Origin of the sequence: Haloarcula hispanica ATCC 33960, assembly GCF_000223905.1 — an archaeon.
GTDB classification, from domain to species: Archaea; Halobacteriota; Halobacteria; order Halobacteriales; family Haloarculaceae; genus Haloarcula; species Haloarcula hispanica.
In genome coordinates this window covers 2,604,851-2,621,379 of record NC_015948.1, presented here as the reverse complement: position 1 = coordinate 2,621,379, position 16,529 = coordinate 2,604,851, and the positions used below count along the sequence as shown (strand labels likewise).

The window sequence follows — 16,529 nt, the reverse complement described above, 5'->3', positions numbered from 1 at the left end:
GATTCTGTACGGAGACGACGCCAGAACCTGAGACGCCCCCTCTCGACTGCCGGTACATCCAAGAGGGGGCGACGTCCACTACTCGACAATGCAATCCGGGTTCGTCGACCTGTTTGTCGACCTCGTCGGCACCGACCCGCTCATAAACGGCCTCGTAGGTGGGACCATCATCGCGACGATGAACCTCTTCGGCGCGTCGCTCGTGCTGGTCTGGCGTGACCCCTCGGAGCGGGCGCTGGACACGGCGCTCGGGTTCGCCGCCGGCGTGATGCTGGCCGCCGCGTTCACGAGCCTCATCATCCCCGGCATCGAGGAGTACTCGGGCGGGAACCCGATTCCGACACTCGTCGGCGTCGCACTGGGGGCGCTGTTCCTCGACCGCGCGGACGGCCTCGTCCCGCACGCCCACTACCTCCTGACCGGGAGCCGGCGGTCGGACGCCGCCAACCCCAGCCAGGACCTCTCGATTGACGAATCCAAACTGACGGGCGTCATCCTGTTTATCCTCGCGATCACGCTGCACAACATCCCGGAAGGGCTGGCCGTCGGCGTCGGCTTCGGCGCGGCCGCCGGCGACCCGCTCCGGATCGGGGGCGCGCTCTCGCTGATGCTCGCCATCGGCATCCAGAACATCCCCGAGGGGCTGGCCGTCTCCGTCGCAGCGATCAACGCCGGTCTGGACCGTCGGCTCTATGCCGTCTTCACCGGGATTCGTTCCGGCGTCGTGGAAATCCCGCTCGCGGTGCTCGGCGCTGTCGCCGTCGTGACCGTCGAACCGCTCCTGCCCTACGCGATGGGGTTTGCGGCGGGCGCGATGCTGTTCGTGATTTCCGACGAGATAATCCCCGAGACCCACCAGCGCGGCTACGAGCGCGTCGCGACGCTCGGACTGATGGCGGGCGTCATCGTCATGCTGTACCTAGATATCGCGCTCGCAGCTTGAGTCCTGTTTCGTATCTGCTATTCCTCGTAAGGCCAGTTCGGGTCGCGGTCGAGGCCGGTCGGCTCCTCGCAGTCCCCGGCCTCGTCGGGGGAACACGCCCCGTGTTCGCTGAAGTTCTCGCGCGCTTCCGTCAGCGACACATGGTTCGTATCGCTGACGAACTCCGCGTCGCCGAACTGGATTGGGTCGTCGAGCCAGTGACACACCGGACACATCTCGTACGACCCGGGCCGCCCCTCGGGGAGTGTCTGGTAGCCACAGCACGGGCAGTAGCCCAGCTCCCGTGCGGCTGGATTACCGGGCGTCTCGGTTGACATATTTCGTGGTATGTGTCTTCACACCATAGAATTACCGACCCGTAGCGGTGCATGATTATCGCTGAGACGAACAGACTACTCCGATTGCGCGTCTTCGACCTTCCCGGCGTACTCCTCCAGTTCGGCGGCGAGTTCGCGTGCCTGGGCCGCCGACAGCGTCACTGAGTCCGCGTGTGGCTTCACTGCGTCGAGATCGGTGTTGTCCATCTCTAACTGGAGTTCGACGTGGTCCGGGTTCTTCCGCGGCGCGGTCACGTTCAGCACGGCCAGGGCCTCCTCCTCGAAGCCGTGGCCCTCTACCTCACCGTCGAGCAGGTCGAAGGTCGTGTACGCGTTGACCTTCATGATGCGATCGACCATACCCTTTGTTCGCGGGCCGCCGACTTAACGCCCGTTACTCGGCTGCGGTCGCGCCTTCGTAGTCGACCCGTTCGGCGTCCGCCGCCGCGCGGTCGATGGCCCCGTCGAGGTCGAACTCCCTGACGATGTCTCCGTCACGAATCAGTGGTTCCAGTAGCGATTCGGCGTCCTCCGGCGCGTCGCGGTCGGCCAGGCCGATGTGGTGGCCGCCGTCGGCGGTACGGTACACCGATTTTGTGCCGGTAAGCTTCCCCCGCTTGGCCGCCGGCTCGCCGTCTAGTTCCACGATATCCAGCGCGAAGTCCAGCGGGTCGGCGTTGGCGACGTAGCCCCCGACGCCGAAGCCGTCGGCCACGTCCCGTAGCTCCCGGAGCGTCGTCGGGGTAAGTCCGCCGGAGAGGAACAGGTCCACGTCCTCGTGGCCGTGGGCGTCCAGCGTCCAGCGAACCTCCCGGACGATGTGGCGGAAGTCCCCGCGGCGGGATCCAGTCGTATCCAGTCGGACGCCCGCGAGGTCGTCGACGGCTTCCGCTGCGCGGAGCGCCTCGTCGACCTCGTCGCTGTAGGTGTCTGTCAGCGCGATGCGGGGCGTCTCCTCGGGGACGGCGGCGTCGAACGCCTGCCACGCCTGTTCCTGATTACCGCGGCCGAAACAGATCATGAGCGCGTGGGGCATCGTCCCACCAGCGTCCCGGTCGATGACCTCGCCCGCAGCGACGTTCGAGATACCGTCGAGACCGCCCAGCAGCGCCGAGCGCTCGATCATCGCCGCTATCGACGGGTGGACGTGACGCGAGCCAAAGGAGAGCACCGTCGACTCCGGTGCGGCGTAGCGGGCCTCTAGCGCCCGCGTCGCGATGCCTGTCGGATGCGAGAGAAAACCAAGGAGCGCCGTCTCCAGGCGACAGAACTCCCGGTACGGCCCCTCGATTCGCATTACCGGGCCGCCGTCGAACAGTTGTCCTTCGGGGAGCGCGTCAACGTCGACGCTCCGTCCTTCAAGCAACTCGGCGGCGTCTTTCAGCCCCGCCAGCAGCTTCCACTGCCCCGTCGCGAACTGGTTCGCCGTCACTTCGGCGACCACGTCCGGGTTCTTTCCGGCGTGTTCCAGCGTCTCCATTGTCCGGTCGAAGTAGGCGTCGGTCGCCCGCCCCTCGCGAATCGCCTCTGGCGAGACGACGTCGAACTCCTCGGTCATAACACGGTGTTTTCAGTGTGGCGAAAAAAGCGGTCCGGTCGGCGACTGGCCCTCAGGACTCCGCTGGCTGGTGAATCTCGTCGAGGTCGCTCACCGTCGGCCCGTTGACGATACGGACGGTCTTGCCGGACCGGACGACGCGGAAGGCGTCGTTGAACTGGTCGTCCGCTGGGACGACGTAGACGTTACTCCGGGGCTGGCTGGCGTCGTGTTCCTCGGTCAGCGCCGCTCGATATGCCTGTGCGAACTCGCTGGCGTCCTCCTCGGCATCCCAGCGGGTCTCCCAGACGTAGCCGTAGCCGCCGGAGCCGTTGCGGTAGGGAACGACGAGGTCACCGCCCCAGCCCGCCGATATCTCGCTCTCGTAGCTGTAGCGGTCGCCCTCCGTCTGGCCGTTGTGGTACATCATCGCGTAGATCGAGGTCTCCCCGACCGTGTCGCCGACCGGGTCGTGGTCGAAGCGGCTCCACTCCTCGTTCGAGCGGTCCGCGACGCTGACGTTCACGGGCTTCTCATCGGGGTATTTCTCCGGGTGGAGGACCTGCTCGGTGCTGTCGGGGAAGTCGTCGTGGAGCGCGTCGACGGCGTCCCAGCCGCCGTCAGCGCGCACCTGGTCGATGAACCGCGGCCCGGTGACGTACGGCTGGTAGAGGACGGTGAACAGCCCCTCGTTGTAGCTCGGCTGCTGGCTGGCGTCGTCTCCGTCGCTGCTTCCGCCGTCGTCACTGGTCCGGTCCGGGAGCGCGATACAGCCCCAGCCGTCACCACAGCGGCGCTCGTAGAGGATGCGGACGTAGTTGGCCTCGCCCTCGGTGACGCCCTGCCGTGACAGTTGCGTGTCCTGCGTCTCCGCGGAGCCGTTCAGCCCGAAGTGCTGGTCCTGCAGGGCGTGAACGAGTTCGTGTGAGAGCGTGCGCCGGTCGATCTGTGGCGTCTCCGTTGGGCTGACGATGACGATTTCGTCCTCGCTCGGTGAGTAGTATCCCTGGACCGTCGTCGAGAGCGTGTCGTCGATTTCGTCGCTGCTACCGGAGTCCTCGCCGATGAGCAAGAGCGCTTCCCACACCTGGTCGTTCCAGGGGTCCTGTGGACGACTGCTGCCGCCGCCCTCGTTGCCCCCGGACCGGTTCTGGTACTCGGCCCGGGAGATGACCGAAACCGGGACTGGCTCTTTGAATTCCAAGTCACGGACCTGCTCGACGCGGGCCATCGTCCGGGCGACGACAGCCTCTCGCTCCGTCTCGTTCAGGCCGTCGTCGGTCGTCACCGACACCGAGTCGTCGTACCAGTAGCCGCTCTCGTAGCCGATGGCATCGTCACCGGTCGGTGTTGCAGGGTGGTCGCTGCCGCCGAAGGATGGGACCGTACAGCCCGCCAAGACGACCGCCAGCGCAATGAGCAGTTCCTTACGCATCGTGGACCTCGTCGAGTTCGTCGGCTGTCGGCGCGTTCACGACGGTGACCGTCTCCCCATCGACTCTGACGGCGACAGCGTCGGTGTAGGGGCTATCTTCCTCGATGACCCAGTGGCCCTCCGCGGTTCTGGTACCGCCCCAGTGGGCGATGACCGCTTCCCAAGCGTCAGCGAACTCGCGGGCGTCGGCCTCGCTGTCCCAGGTCGTCTTCCAGACGTAGGCCGTCTCGTCGCCGTTGTCGTAGATGTGCATCCGGCCGCCCTGCCAGCCGTCGGTGGCGGGCAGGTCGTAGTTGTACGGGTCGTCGCTGTCCAGCGATCCGTCCTCGTAGTTGATGACGTCACGCGTCCGGACGACGCTCGACTCGTTGTAGTCATCGGCGATGGTGTACGCCATCGACCCGGCGATGGCAGAGGGACCGACGACGGCGTAGTCGGGCCGGTCCCGGTCGGTCGAGGGTCTGACCCGCTCCCAGTCGTCGCTGGACCGGTCCGCCAGCGAGACGGACTCGGGTTCCCATTCGGGGTAGCGCTCGGGGTAGGTCACTTCGGCGGCCCCGTCGGGATAGTCGTCGTAGGCGTCGTTGACAGCACTCCAGCCGCCGCGTTCTCGGAGGGCTCCAATCAAGCCGGGACCGTCGCTGTAGGGGAAATACTGCATGAAGTTGATGCCGAAGTGACGGTCGCCGCCGCCACCGCCGCTCTGGGCGGGCCTGTCGATACAGCGCCATTCCTCGCCACAGCGGTCGGTGTAGGTCTGGGTGACGGCGACGGCGTCGCCTTCGACCATTCCGTTTCGACCCTGCACCTGATCCCGCGTCCGCGCGTCACTTTCGAGGCCGAAGTGCTGGTCCTGCAGGGCGTGGACGAGTTCGTGGGCCAGCGTCCCCCGGCTTATCGTCGGCGTCTCGGAATCACTGACGATGACGATTTCACCGCGCTGGCTGCTGTAGTAGCCAAGCACGCTCTCCCCGCGGTTGCTGTTCTGGACGGCGATGGAGTCGCGGTCCTCGCCGATGAAAAACAGCGCCTCGAACTTCGCGTTGTCGAACCGACGCAGCGAATCGCCGGTTTCGCCGCCGCCCGTGTTGTTTCGATACTCGGCTCGCGAGACGACGGAGACCGGCACTGTCTCCTCGAACTCCAGCCCGCGAATCCGCTCGACGCGGGCCATCGTCCGGGCGACGACGGCTTCCCGCTCCGTCTCGTTCAGCCCGTCCCCGGTTGTTATCGACAGCGATTCGTTGTACCAGTAGCCATTCTCGTAGCCCAGCCGGTCCGTCGCAGGCGCTGGCGGGGCGGAGTCGTTGCTCCCGTAGTCGGTCGCGGGCTCACTTGGCGTCAGGTCGTCGCCACCAGTTTCCGTCTCGGGCGACGCACTGGGTGCCTGACAGCCCGCCAGTAACAGCACAACGGCACAGAGAACGACGAGGGCGAAAGGGCGGCGCATCTACCTTTACGCTGGGTTACCACAGTGAAAAGTCACACGCTAATCGCGGGAACGTTCGTCGGTCAGAAAGACTGCTCGTGTTTGTTCCCGCCGTCCGAAATTCACCGTGGGAGTAACTTTCGTAGTCGCGCCCTCCCAAGGTCCCGCATGGAACTCGACCCAGCACAGACCGCTCTGGTCGTCGTCGATATGCAGAACGGCTTCTGTCACCCCGATGGAAGCCTCTATGCACCGGACAGCGAAGCAGCCATCGAACCCTGTGCCGAACTCGTCGACCGCGCCCGTGAGGCCGGCGCGAAAGTCGTGTTCACTCGCGACGTGCATCCGCCCGACCAGTTCGAGGACACCCACTACTACGACGAGTTCGACCGATGGGGCGAACACGTCGTCGAAGGTTCCTGGGAGACCGAACTCGTCGAGGACCTCGACCCGCAGGACGAGGACCTGACCGTGGTCAAGCACACCTACGACGCCTTCTACCAGACGGAACTAGAGGGATGGCTCGACGCCCACGGCGTCACGGACCTGGCTATCTGTGGCACGCTCGCGAACGTCTGCGTGCTCCACACCGCCTCTAGCGCCGGCCTGCGGGACTACCGCCCGATCCTCGTCGAGGACGCCGTCGGCTACATCGAGGACGACCACCGCGAGTACGCACTAGATCACGCCGACTGGCTGTTCGGCGAACTGACCGACCGGGGCGAACTCGCCTTCGCCTGAGATGGGGGCTGACCCATTCGCGGCGACATGGCCGAGGTCAAGGAAGGTCCCGAGTACGACCTGGACTTCCGCGCACATCCCGAGCGGTACGACAAATCGTAGTTACAGAGACGCCTCGTCACCGGTCGTGGCCTGCTCGATAGTCACCTGCACCTCGTCACCGACGGCGAGGTCGATGGTCTCACCGACGAGCTTCGCGCCGAAGCGTTCGCGGCCACAGAACAGCGCGATGCCGGTTATCGGTTCGCCGTTTGCCAGGACGGTCAGGTCGTCCCATGTGACCGTGCGGCCGTCCGCTGTCCCGACGTGCTGGCCTGCAAGGGCTGCGGCGTCGGTTCCGTCACGGCCCAGCAGCCCGCCTCCGAAGTAGTGTGGGAGCCCGCCGTCGAGGACTCCGGAATCGCCGCCGTCGGCGTCGTTGGCGATGCCGACGAAGGATTCACCAGGTGCCGGATGAGCAGGTTCGTCAAGTCGGACCCACGTTTCGCCGCCGGCGACGACGGTGCCGGTCCCGTCCCAGGAAAGCGGCGTCACGTCGACAGCCACGTCGACCGGCAGCGACCCCGACGCCCGGTAGGGGTTCGCGTCGGGATCACGGAAGCCGAGGTGGATGTGGTTCGGGACCCACGGCGCGAAAAAGCCCGCTCGGACCAGCGCTCCGAGGTCGTCGCCGACGGCCACCGTCTCGCCGGGTTCGACGGCGGGGTCGACATGCAGCAGCCGTGCCACAGTGTCGCCGGTGTCGACCAGGATGAGATGGTCGTGTTCGGCGGCGTAGGCCTTCGGCGGGGCCTGCACCGTCTTCGTGTCCAGCACTTCGCCGGCGACCGGCGACGGCGCGCGCTCGCCGTCTGGGTAGAGGTCGATGGCACACCCCTTGTCGTGGGCGTCGAACGGCGAGTTGTACAGGGAAAAGCGGTAATACTGAAAGAGTACGCCTCGCGGTATCGTGACGACCATCGGCGGCGATTAGGCGTGTGTCGGTATGGCTCTGTCGCCCGAGAGTTCAAGACCCATGCCGAGGCCACCGGTTCGTGTGCGCTGACGACGACCGCGGCGGGGACAGCGGGAGCGCGACACGTCCCGCCGCGACGGCCATGTGTCGCCTGTTCGCTATCCACCGCTGAGGGGTATCTGCTTGACCGGCGGACCGTTTTAAGCCCGAGGAGCCATACGGTCCGCTATGCGTCTGCTACGGGGTCGCACCGCCGACCCGGAAACCGACTTCGAGCGGACCCGCGAGATGGCCGAGACGGTCGCCGAGGACCGCGAGCCAGCCCTGCGAGCCTGGCGACCGCACAGACAGGTCGCATTCGGCCGCCGTGACACGAACAGCGACGGCTACGACCGAGCGCGCCGGGCCGCTCGCGACCGGGGCTACACCGTCACCGAGCGCGCCGTGGGGGGTCGCGCCGTCGCCTACACCGGGTCGACTGTCTCGTTTTCCATCGCCGTCCCGACCGATGACCCGCGAGGGTCTATCGATGACCGCTACGAGTGGGCCAAAGCCGCTGTGAAGCGCGCGCTCGACGACTGCGGCGTCACCGCTCGGACGGGCGAACCGGACGCCTCTTTCTGTCCGGGGAGCCACTCGCTGCAGGCCGATGGCAAAATCGCGGGGCTCGCACAGCGCGTCCGCCAGTCCGTCGCTGTCGTCGGCGGCATCGTCGTCGTTCGGGACCACGAGGCTATCGCCGAGGTGCTGGCTCCCATCTACGAGGCAATCGATGTCCCGTTCGACCCCCAGAGCGTCGGGAGCGTCGCCAACGCTGGGGGAACCGACGACCCCGAACAGGTTATCGTGGCGCTGGAGCGGTCGCTGGCTGACGGCCCCGACGTGTCGGTGAGCGCTATCCGAGAGACTTAGGGGTGCGCCCGGCCGACTGGGCGTATGCTCATCCGTAACGCGACGCTGCCGGACGGCCATCAACGCGATGTCCGGGTGCGTGGCGAGTCCATCGTCGAAGTCGGCCGCGACCTCGACGCATCCGACCAGCACGTCATCGAAGCGACTGGCAAGCGTCTGTTCCCGGGAATGATTGACGCTCATGTCCACTTTCGCCAGCCCGGCTACCCGCACAAGGAAACGTGGGAGACGGGATCACGGTCGGCGGCGGCCGGCGGCGTCACGACGGTCGTCGACCAGCCAAACACCGACCCGCCGACCGTCGACGGTGAGGCGTTCGACCAGAAAGCCGAGTTCGCCGCCGACTCCGTCGTCGACTGGGGTATCAACGGCGGCGTCACGGCCGACTGGATTCCGAACGTCCTCCTGCGCCGTCGCCTGTTCGCACTCGGCGAGGTGTTCCTCGCGGATTCGACCGGCGACATGGGTATCGAGGCCGACCTGTTCGCCGACGCGCTGGAGGCCGCTGCTGACACCGACGTGCCGGTCACGGTCCACGCCGAGGACGCCGACTACTTCAACGACGATGCCAAGGCTCGCGACGACGCCGACGCATGGAGTGCGTTCCGGACCGCAAAGGCAGAAGCGGAGGCCGTCGAGCGGGCCTGTACAGTCGCGAAAGAACACGACGCGACCATTCACATCGCTCACACCTCCACGCCGGAGGGCGTCGACATCGCCAGCGAGGCCGGAATGACGACCGAAGTGACGCCCCATCACTTGCTGCTCTCTCGGCGCGACCTCTCGGAACTGGGGACGTTCGGGCGAATGAATCCGCCACTGCGCCGCGAGAAGCGCCGCCAGAAGCTCTACGAGCGTGTCGTCGACGGCACCGTCGACATGATCGCGACGGACCACGCGCCACACACCCGCGAGGAGAAAGACGCCAGCATCTGGGACGCGCCGTCGGGTGTTCCCGGCGTCGAGACTGTCCTCCCGCTCCTACTAGCCGAAGCCCGGGACCCGGACAGCGGGCTCACCTACGAGCGCGTTCGGGACCTCACTGCACGCAACCCGGCCGACGTGTTCGACATCCCACAGAAGGGTGCCATCGAAGCCGGCAAGGACGCCGACCTCGTGCTCGTCGACACGATCGAGACGAGTGAGATCAGCGGTGCGGCGCTCCACTCGAAATGCGACTGGACGCCGTTCGAGGGCCACGATGCGGTGTTCCCTGAATGGACGATGGTCCGGGGGACGGTCGTCTACGAGCGCGGCGACGCGTTGGCTGACGATGCAACGCCGCAGGAAGACGTGTTCTACGACCATCAGGGCGAGAACGTCCGCGGCGCGGACAGCGAGCGGCTAGAGTAACGCCGCGACGACTGAGGTCCCGACCATTATTCCGCCGCCACCGCCACAGAGTCGGGCCATCGCCCGCCGGGAGTCGCGTTCGGTCCAGTTGCTTCGCGTGTCCATGTGTTCCTGCATGGCTTCGATGCCGCGGCCGGCGAGTATCGACCCCGACCAGCCCAGCAGGCCGAAGCCGAACACGAGCGCACCGATGGCGAACACCGTCGCTTCACTCGACCGTGCATCACCGGTGTAGAGCGTCCAGCCCGCCGTTCCGAGGCCGCCAAGTACCAGCCCAACGACCAGGCCGCTCCCCACCAGTCGTGCCCGGGCCGCAACGTACTGCCGGAGTCGGGGTGGGTCACCGCTCTGGGCCATCAGTCGATCGCGTCGCGCATCCGCGGGTCGAGCGCGTCACGCATCCCGTCACCGAGCAGATTGAACCCGAGGACGGTGATAGCGAGGAACAGCCCCGGGAAGAAGGAGAGCCACCACTCACCAGTCAGGAGGCCGTTCTCGACGCCTCGGGAGAGCATCAGGCCCCACGATGGCGTCCCGGCCTGTGCGCCGAATCCGAGGAAAGACAGCGCCGCGAGGTCGATGATGGCGAGCCCGAAGTTCAGCGTCGACTGGACGGTGATCGGCGCGAGCGTGTTCGGCAGGATGTGCCGGACGAGCACCCGCGGGTCGGTCGCGCCGAGCGCAACTGTCGCGTCGACGTACTCGTCTTCGAGCACTTTGAGCGCGGCTCCGCGGACGACCCGAGCGAACCGCGGCGTGTACACCAGCACGAGCGCCACCACGGCCCGCCAGAGCCCAAGGTCTCGCGGGAAGATGGCGACCAGCGCAAGTGCGAGCAACAGCGGCGGGAACGCCAGTAGGACGTCCATCGTTCGCATGATGACGTTGTCGGTCACGTCGCCGTAGTACGCCGCAATAATACCCAGGCCGACACCGACGGTAGTCGATGTACCGACGGTAATCGTCCCGAACTTCAGGGCCAGCCACGCGCCGTACAGGCTCCGCTTGTAGATGTCACGGGCCGCCGCGTCCGTCCCGAACAGTTGTTGATTCGCGGGCGCGGGACCGAGCCAGCCGGGCGGTGCGCGGTCAGCGATCTCAGTACCGAGCTGTGAGCTGGCAAGCGCGCCGAGGTCGTAGGTCACGCGGGCGTAGATGGCGACAGCGGCCATGCCGAGGATGATCGTCAGCCCGACGACGGCGAGGCGGTTCGTCAGCAGGTCGGCGAGGAACGGGGACGCCCGCAGGCGTCCCAGCGTGCCCCGTGTCTCGGTGTCCGTACTCATTGTTGAATCCGTGGGTCGAGATAGCTGTATGTGACGTCGACGAAGAGGTTCACGAGCGTAAACAGCAGGGCGAAGGTGAGCACCGTTCCCTGTACGACCGGGTAGTCCGAGACGCCGATGGCGGTGACGATAGTCAGCCCCATCCCGTTGATACCGAACACGGTCTCGGTCAGGACTGCCCCGCCCAGCAGCGTCCCGAACTGGATACCGATGACGGTGACGACCGGAATCAGCGCGTTCCGGAAGCCGTGTTTCATCAGCGTGATTTTCGCGCCCTGACCCTTCGCCCGCGCGGTCCGGATGTAGTCCTGCCGGATGACTTCGAGCATCGAGGAGCGCATCATCCGCGAGATCAGTGCCGTCGAGTAGACGCCGATGACCACCGCCGGCAGGAACAGGTGATGCGCCGCCGAGAGGAAGGCCTCGGTGTTCCCGAGCAGTATTGTATCGACTGTTATCATCCCGGTAAGGGGCAGCTCACGGCCGAGCAGCGTCCAGGTGTCGGGCAGAAATAGCGTTGAGGCGATACGCCCGCTGGTCGGGAACACGTCAAGGTACGTCGAGAACAGCAGGATGAGCAGCGGACCGGACCAGAATATCGGGACGGAAATACCCGTCAGTGCTCCGATTCGGGTGACGTGGTCCGTCAGCGAATCCTGCTTGACCGCGGAGATGATGCCCAGTGGCAGTCCGAGCAGGATGCCTGCCGCCTGGCCGTAAATCGCGAGTTCGAGCGTGATCGGGAGTCGGTCGGAGATGACCGAGCGGACGCTGTTCCCGCGGCTAATGCTGTAGGACTGTCCGAAGTCGAACCGTGCTGCGTCCCACAGGAAGGTCAGGTACTGCTCCCAGAGCGGCCGCCGAAGTCCCAGTTCAACACGTATCTGTTCGAGCTGTTCGGCCGACGCTCGCTGGCCGGCGATAATGATAGCCGGGTCGCCCGGAGCCAGGTGGAGGATCGCAAAGACGACCGACGCGACGCCGAACAGCACCGGGATGAGCAACAGCAGTCGCTTGATGACGAACCGTGGCGGTACCACCGGCTCAGCCAGCCTGAAAAGAAACTGTGTCCAGTTCATTCGGAAGTTCCCTTGAAGCGCTACTGCAGTTCGACTGTGTTAAGATACGGGCCACCTACGGAGCTGATCGTGTAGGTGTCTTCGACGACAGCCTCGTTGACCGCCCGGAGCGTCTCGGCGTAGTCGATGAACACCCACGGGGACTCGTCGTAGGCTATCTGGCTGGCCTCTTCGTACATCGTCTCGCGGTCGCTCTCCGCGTAGGTCTTCTGGGCTTCCCGGACCAGTTCCATGTAGTCGGCGTTGGCCCAGCCGGACACGTTGAGGGTGTTGTACCCGTCGGCGTCGAAACTGACCCAGTCCTGCCCGTCGGGGACGGCGTCCATCTCGACCTGTGGGTCCAGCAGGACGTACAGGAAGTTGTCCGGGTCGGCGTTGTCGGTGTACCAGCCGAGGAAACACGCGTCGTGTTTCCCGGCCGACGTGTAGTCCAGATACGGCCCGAAGTTGGAGAACTGGTTGATGTTGACCGTCAGACCGATTTCCTCCAGGTCAGACTTCACCTGGTTCGCCGTGTTGACCGGGCTGGGGTTGTATCCGCGAGGGTTCGAGAACGTCGCGAGTTCGAACTCGAAGCCGTCGCCGTAGCCCGCCTCTTCGAGCATCGACTGGGCCTTCTCCTTGTCCGTCGGATACGGATCGAGGTCGTCGTTGTGCCCGAGCACGTCCGGTGGGAGCGGCTGGGAGGCCTGGGTCGCAAAGCCCTGGTAGATCTGGTTGACGATGGCCTCGGTGTTGACGGCGTGGGCGATGGCCTGGCGGACCTGCCGGTCCCGGAACGGCTCGAACCGCGCCATGTTCATCGCCATGTAGCCGTGGTTGATGCCGTCCTTCCGCAACAGCGTCGCCGTCCCGCTTTCCTCGGCGCGCTGGAAGCCGGAGGAGTCGAGGTTGTCCGTGATGTGTGAGGCCCCGTTGATGACGTCCTGCACTCGCGTGCTGTTTTCGGTGATGGTCTTGAAGATGACCGTTCCGACGTTCGGGCCGTCGCCCCAGTAGTCGTTGTTGGCCCGCAGTCGGATGCGCTCGTTCGGGTTGTCGAGCGTATCGAACTGGAAGGCCCCGGTGCCCGCGGGTTCGCTTCCGAGGTCGGCCTGATTGTCGCCCATCGATTCGATCTGGGCTTTCGAGAGGACTGCCGAGGCGAACATCGCGAGGTTCCGAAGGAACGGCGCGAACTGCTGTGTAAGCTCGATTGTCAGCTCGTAGTCCTGGCTCGCGTCGACGCTTTCGATCCAGTCGCCGAGCGTGAACGGACCGTACCCCGACCGGGTATCGTCGCCGAGGTAGTACTCGTAGTCGCTCTGGGTGAACCGCTGCCAGGTTGCCTTGAAATCTGACGCGGTGAACTCTTCGCCGTTGTGGAAGGTTACACCTTCGCGAAGCGTCAGCGTCGCGGTAGTTCCCTCGAGAGTGTAGTCGGTCGCGAGCGCGTCTTCGAGTTGGCCGCCGCTCCCGGCCGCGAACTGGATGAGGGTGTCAAACACCTGATTGGTGACCTTCGCCACCTCGCCGCTGGTCGACTGCTGTGGGTCGTAGTTTTCCGGGTGGTCACCGCGGGCGTACACGAGCGTCTGGTCGCTTCCGCCGTCCCCGCCGTCGCTACCAGTGCCGTCGCCACCGTCTCCACCTTCGGTTCCGCCACCATCGCCGCCGTCGCCGGAACAACCTGCGAGCGTTGCGGCTGCCGCGGCACTGCCGGCCGCGGTAAGGAAGCTCCGTCTGTCCAGAGAATCACCGGATGACATGGAACTTTGTTCAAACAGATATATTATAATTGTACCGGATAGATCAATGATTCTGCTATATATATGTTGATAGTTATGTGCAGCTAAGTAATATTATTCAGTTACTGCTTTCCTCCTCCTGTTCGTAGAGGTGACACGCTGCTGGGTGGGAGTCCGGTTGCAGTTCGGGATGCTGTGTCTCACAGACGCTTTCGAATCGATCCCGTAGCGCCGACGCGGCGGCGTCCCAGTCCTCGTCCGCGAGATGTTCAATCGACGTTTCGACGACGCGGCGGTTCTCTCCGGTCAGGCTCGTTTCGAAGAACCGGTCGACCATCGTCTGTTTGAACGCTGCCATCGGTACCTCCCCCCTGCCGCTCGGCGGCTCGGTAAGGTCCGCGCCACCGTCCGTCGCCGCTGTGGCACTGTCGGTTTTTCGGGCCTGCTTCCGAACTGCATCGATGGCGATGGCCTCGTCCTCGACCCGTTGCCGGTAGTCCATTACCTCGCGGTACGTCTCCTGTTCGATGTCGATGTCGGGCGGGATGACTTCGGGACAGCGTGTCCGGAAGTGACAGCCCGACGGCGGGTCGATCGGCGACGGAACGTCGCCTTTCAGCAGTATCCGGTCGGCCTCCACGGTCGGGTCCGGTTCCGGGATCGCCGACATGAGTGCCCGCGTGTAGGGATGTTTCGGGTCCGCGAACAGGTCCGGCGTGTCGGCGACTTCGACCACCTCACCGAGATACATCACCGCGACCCGGTCACAGATGTGGCGAACCACGCTCAGGTCGTGGGCGATAAACAGATACGTTAGGCCGAACTCATGCTGGAGGTCCTCCAGAAGGTTGATTATCTGTGCCTGGACGCTCACGTCCAGCGCCGAAACGGGTTCGTCACAGACGATGAAATCGGGGTCGACGGCGAGCGCGCGAGCGATGCCGACCCGCTGGCGCTGTCCGCCTGACAGTTCGTGCGGGTAGCGGTCGTACTGGTCCGGATCGAGCCCCACCGCCTCCATGAGGTCGGCCACGCGGTCGACCCGCTGTTCCCGGCGTGAGCCGTCACCGGTGTCTTCCGGCAGGTCGTGGATCTTCAGCGGCTCCATGATCGTCTGGCCGACTGTCATCCGCGGGTCGAGGCTGGACATCGGGTCCTGGAAGATCATCTGCAGGTCCCGACGGACTTCCCGCAGGCCATCCTTGTCGAGGTCCGCGAGGTCTTGGCCGGCGAAGACCACGGTCCCGTCTGTCGGTTCTAGCAGTCTGAGGATGGTCCGGCCAGTCGTCGACTTCCCACAGCCGGACTCGCCGACGAGCCCCAGCGTCTCGCCCTCGTAGATATCCATCGAGACGCCGTCGACGGCCTTGACCGACTCCGGCTCGCGCCCGATGTACTTGTCAAGCAGGTCGTCGGCCCGCGAGAAGTGTTTTTTCAGCCCGTCGACCTCCATGAGCTGTCTGTCCGTTCGCGTCGTCTCCGTCGCGGCGACACCGGCGTCGCCAGTACCGTATTCGTCTGTATCGAACGATTCGAGGATACATTTCGAGCGGTGGGTGACGTCGTCCGGCCCGTGCTGGAGATACGGAATCTCGCCCTCGCGACACTCGGGCTCGGCCCACGGACAGCGGTCAGCGAAGTGGCACCCTTCGGGCATGTCGATGAGGCTGGGAACGTTTCCTTCGATTGGAGTCAGCCGCTCCGTTCCCTCGCCCGGTATCGATTCCAGCAGCGTGTACGTGTAGGGATGTGACGGGTTCTGGAATATCTCCTCGACCGGCCCCTCCTCGACGATTTCGCCGGCGTACATCACGGCGACGCGGTCGCAGGTCTCTGCAACGACGCCGAGGTCGTGCGTGATGAACAGGACCGACATCCCGAGGTCCGCCTGGAGGTCGTCGATGAGGTCCAGAATCTGTGCCTGGATAGTCACGTCGAGCGCCGTCGTCGGCTCGTCGGCGACGAGCAGCTTCGGGCGGCACGCCAGCGCGATGGCGATGAGGACGCGCTGGCGCATCCCGCCGGAGAACTCGTGGGGGTACTCGTCGACGCGGTCGGCCGGCTCCGGGATTCCGACCTCTTCCAGCAGCGAGATAACGTCCGACCGGATCTCCTCGTCCATCTCGCTGCCCCGGCTGAGCGAGGGCGTAATCTCCCGGACGGCGTTGAACCACGAGTCGTTCCGCTTGCTCCCGTAGCGGTGGAGGCGCAGGCTCTCCGCGACCTGCTCGCCGACCGTTATCGCGGGGTTCAGCGATGTCATCGGGTCCTGGAAGATCATCCCCATATCGCCGCCGCGGATGTCCCGCATCACCCGCTCCGGGGCTGCCGTCAGGTCGACGTAGCCGTCGGTGATCGTGACGGGCGCCTCGCCGCCCTCCGGAAGGGCCTTTTTCGGAGCTTTCCGAATGAACTGCTCGGCGAGCGTCCTGTCGTCAGCCGTCGTCGAAACCGAGTCGGGGACACGGTTCCGGTCGACCGTCGCCGCGTCGATGGTGATGAAACCGCTGTCGCTGTCGGCCGTCCGTACTGCCTTCGGATACTGCCGAGACAGCCGTGTGACTGTCTCAAGCGCGCCGAACCGGATCTCCCCGCCGGCGATGTGTCCGGGCTCGTCGACGATGTCCATTGCCGATAACGCTGTGACGGATTTCCCTGATCCCGACTCGCCAACCAGACCGACGGTTTCGCCCTCCCTGACAGTGAGGTCGATGCCGTCGACGGCTTTGACGGTGCCGCGGTCCGTCTCGAACTGGGTTCGGAGGTCAGATAATGTTAAGAGGTCGCGCATCTGTCGCCTTCTTCTCAAAATACC

The 16,529-nt window shown here is 65.3% G+C and carries 15 protein-coding genes; 4 read left to right on the top strand and 11 right to left on the bottom strand.

All coding sequences use genetic code 11. The features are described from left to right. Positions 1–88 precede the first annotated feature (88 nt). Positions 89–943, top strand: a complete 855-nt coding sequence (locus HAH_RS13200) for a ZIP family metal transporter (RefSeq protein WP_014041374.1) — start codon at positions 89–91, stop codon at positions 941–943. Between the two features lie 17 nt (positions 944–960). On the opposite strand, the gene HAH_RS13195 is transcribed toward HAH_RS13200, so the two are convergent. From HAH_RS13195 to HAH_RS13175, 5 genes are all read right to left on the bottom strand, one after another. After that, complete coding sequence (locus HAH_RS13195) at positions 961–1,260, bottom strand: CPCC family cysteine-rich protein (RefSeq protein ID WP_014041373.1); 300 nt, start codon at positions 1,258–1,260, stop codon at positions 961–963. A gap of 75 nt (positions 1,261–1,335) precedes the next feature. Then, entirely contained in the window at positions 1,336–1,620 is a 285-nt protein-coding gene (locus HAH_RS13190; RefSeq protein ID WP_004590818.1) for a DUF6360 family protein, read from the bottom strand. Between the two features lie 34 nt (positions 1,621–1,654). Beyond that, positions 1,655–2,818: a nicotinate phosphoribosyltransferase gene (locus HAH_RS13185; RefSeq protein ID WP_014041372.1), complete on the bottom strand. Its 1,164-nt coding sequence runs from the start codon at positions 2,816–2,818 to the stop codon at positions 1,655–1,657. 52 nt (positions 2,819–2,870) lie between these two features. Further along, entirely contained in the window at positions 2,871–4,232 is a 1,362-nt protein-coding gene (locus HAH_RS13180; protein ID WP_014041371.1) for an Hvo_1808 family surface protein, read from the bottom strand. After that, positions 4,225–5,682, bottom strand: a complete 1,458-nt coding sequence (locus HAH_RS13175) for an Hvo_1808 family surface protein (protein ID WP_014041370.1) — start codon at positions 5,680–5,682, stop codon at positions 4,225–4,227. Before HAH_RS13175 ends, HAH_RS13180 begins: the two co-directional genes overlap by 8 nt. 147 nt (positions 5,683–5,829) lie before the next feature. Between HAH_RS13175 and HAH_RS13170 the strand changes: the two genes are divergently transcribed. Then, entirely contained in the window at positions 5,830–6,402 is a 573-nt protein-coding gene (locus HAH_RS13170) for a cysteine hydrolase family protein (RefSeq protein ID WP_014041369.1), read from the top strand. A 102-nt stretch (positions 6,403–6,504) separates the two neighbouring features. On the opposite strand, the gene HAH_RS13165 is transcribed toward HAH_RS13170, so the two are convergent. Next, on the bottom strand, positions 6,505–7,362 hold the full coding sequence (locus HAH_RS13165) for a hypothetical protein (RefSeq protein WP_014041368.1): 858 nt from the start codon (positions 7,360–7,362) through the stop codon (positions 6,505–6,507). Between the two features lie 223 nt (positions 7,363–7,585). Between HAH_RS13165 and HAH_RS13160 the strand changes: the two genes are divergently transcribed. After that, entirely contained in the window at positions 7,586–8,269 is a 684-nt protein-coding gene (locus HAH_RS13160) for a lipoate--protein ligase family protein (protein WP_014041367.1), read from the top strand. Between the two features lie 24 nt (positions 8,270–8,293). Next, the gene (locus HAH_RS13155) at positions 8,294–9,622 is read left to right on the top strand and encodes a dihydroorotase (protein WP_014041366.1); all 1,329 of its coding nucleotides are present in this window, start codon (positions 8,294–8,296) and stop codon (positions 9,620–9,622) included. Here the strand turns inward: HAH_RS13155 and HAH_RS13150 are convergent. The 5 genes from HAH_RS13150 to HAH_RS13130 all read right to left on the bottom strand — a co-directional run bounded on the left by HAH_RS13150 (position 9,614) and on the right by HAH_RS13130 (position 16,505). After that, positions 9,614–9,979, bottom strand: coding sequence for a DUF7268 family protein (locus HAH_RS13150; RefSeq protein WP_014041365.1), 366 nt, complete (start codon positions 9,977–9,979; stop codon positions 9,614–9,616). The two genes, HAH_RS13155 and HAH_RS13150, sit on opposite strands and share 9 nt — an antisense overlap. Beyond that, positions 9,979–10,908, bottom strand: a complete 930-nt coding sequence (locus HAH_RS13145; protein ID WP_014041364.1) for an ABC transporter permease — start codon at positions 10,906–10,908, stop codon at positions 9,979–9,981. The genes HAH_RS13150 and HAH_RS13145 overlap by 1 nt, the downstream gene beginning before the upstream one ends. Further along, positions 10,905–11,987, bottom strand: a complete 1,083-nt coding sequence (locus HAH_RS13140) for an ABC transporter permease (protein ID WP_014041363.1) — start codon at positions 11,985–11,987, stop codon at positions 10,905–10,907. The genes HAH_RS13145 and HAH_RS13140 overlap by 4 nt, the downstream gene beginning before the upstream one ends. A 20-nt stretch (positions 11,988–12,007) precedes the next feature. Further along, positions 12,008–13,735, bottom strand: a complete 1,728-nt coding sequence (locus HAH_RS13135; RefSeq protein ID WP_014041362.1) for an ABC transporter substrate-binding protein — start codon at positions 13,733–13,735, stop codon at positions 12,008–12,010. 97 nt (positions 13,736–13,832) lie between these two features. Then, positions 13,833–16,505, bottom strand: coding sequence for a dipeptide ABC transporter ATP-binding protein (locus HAH_RS13130; protein ID WP_014041361.1), 2,673 nt, complete (start codon positions 16,503–16,505; stop codon positions 13,833–13,835). Positions 16,506–16,529: the final 24 nt, after the last annotated feature.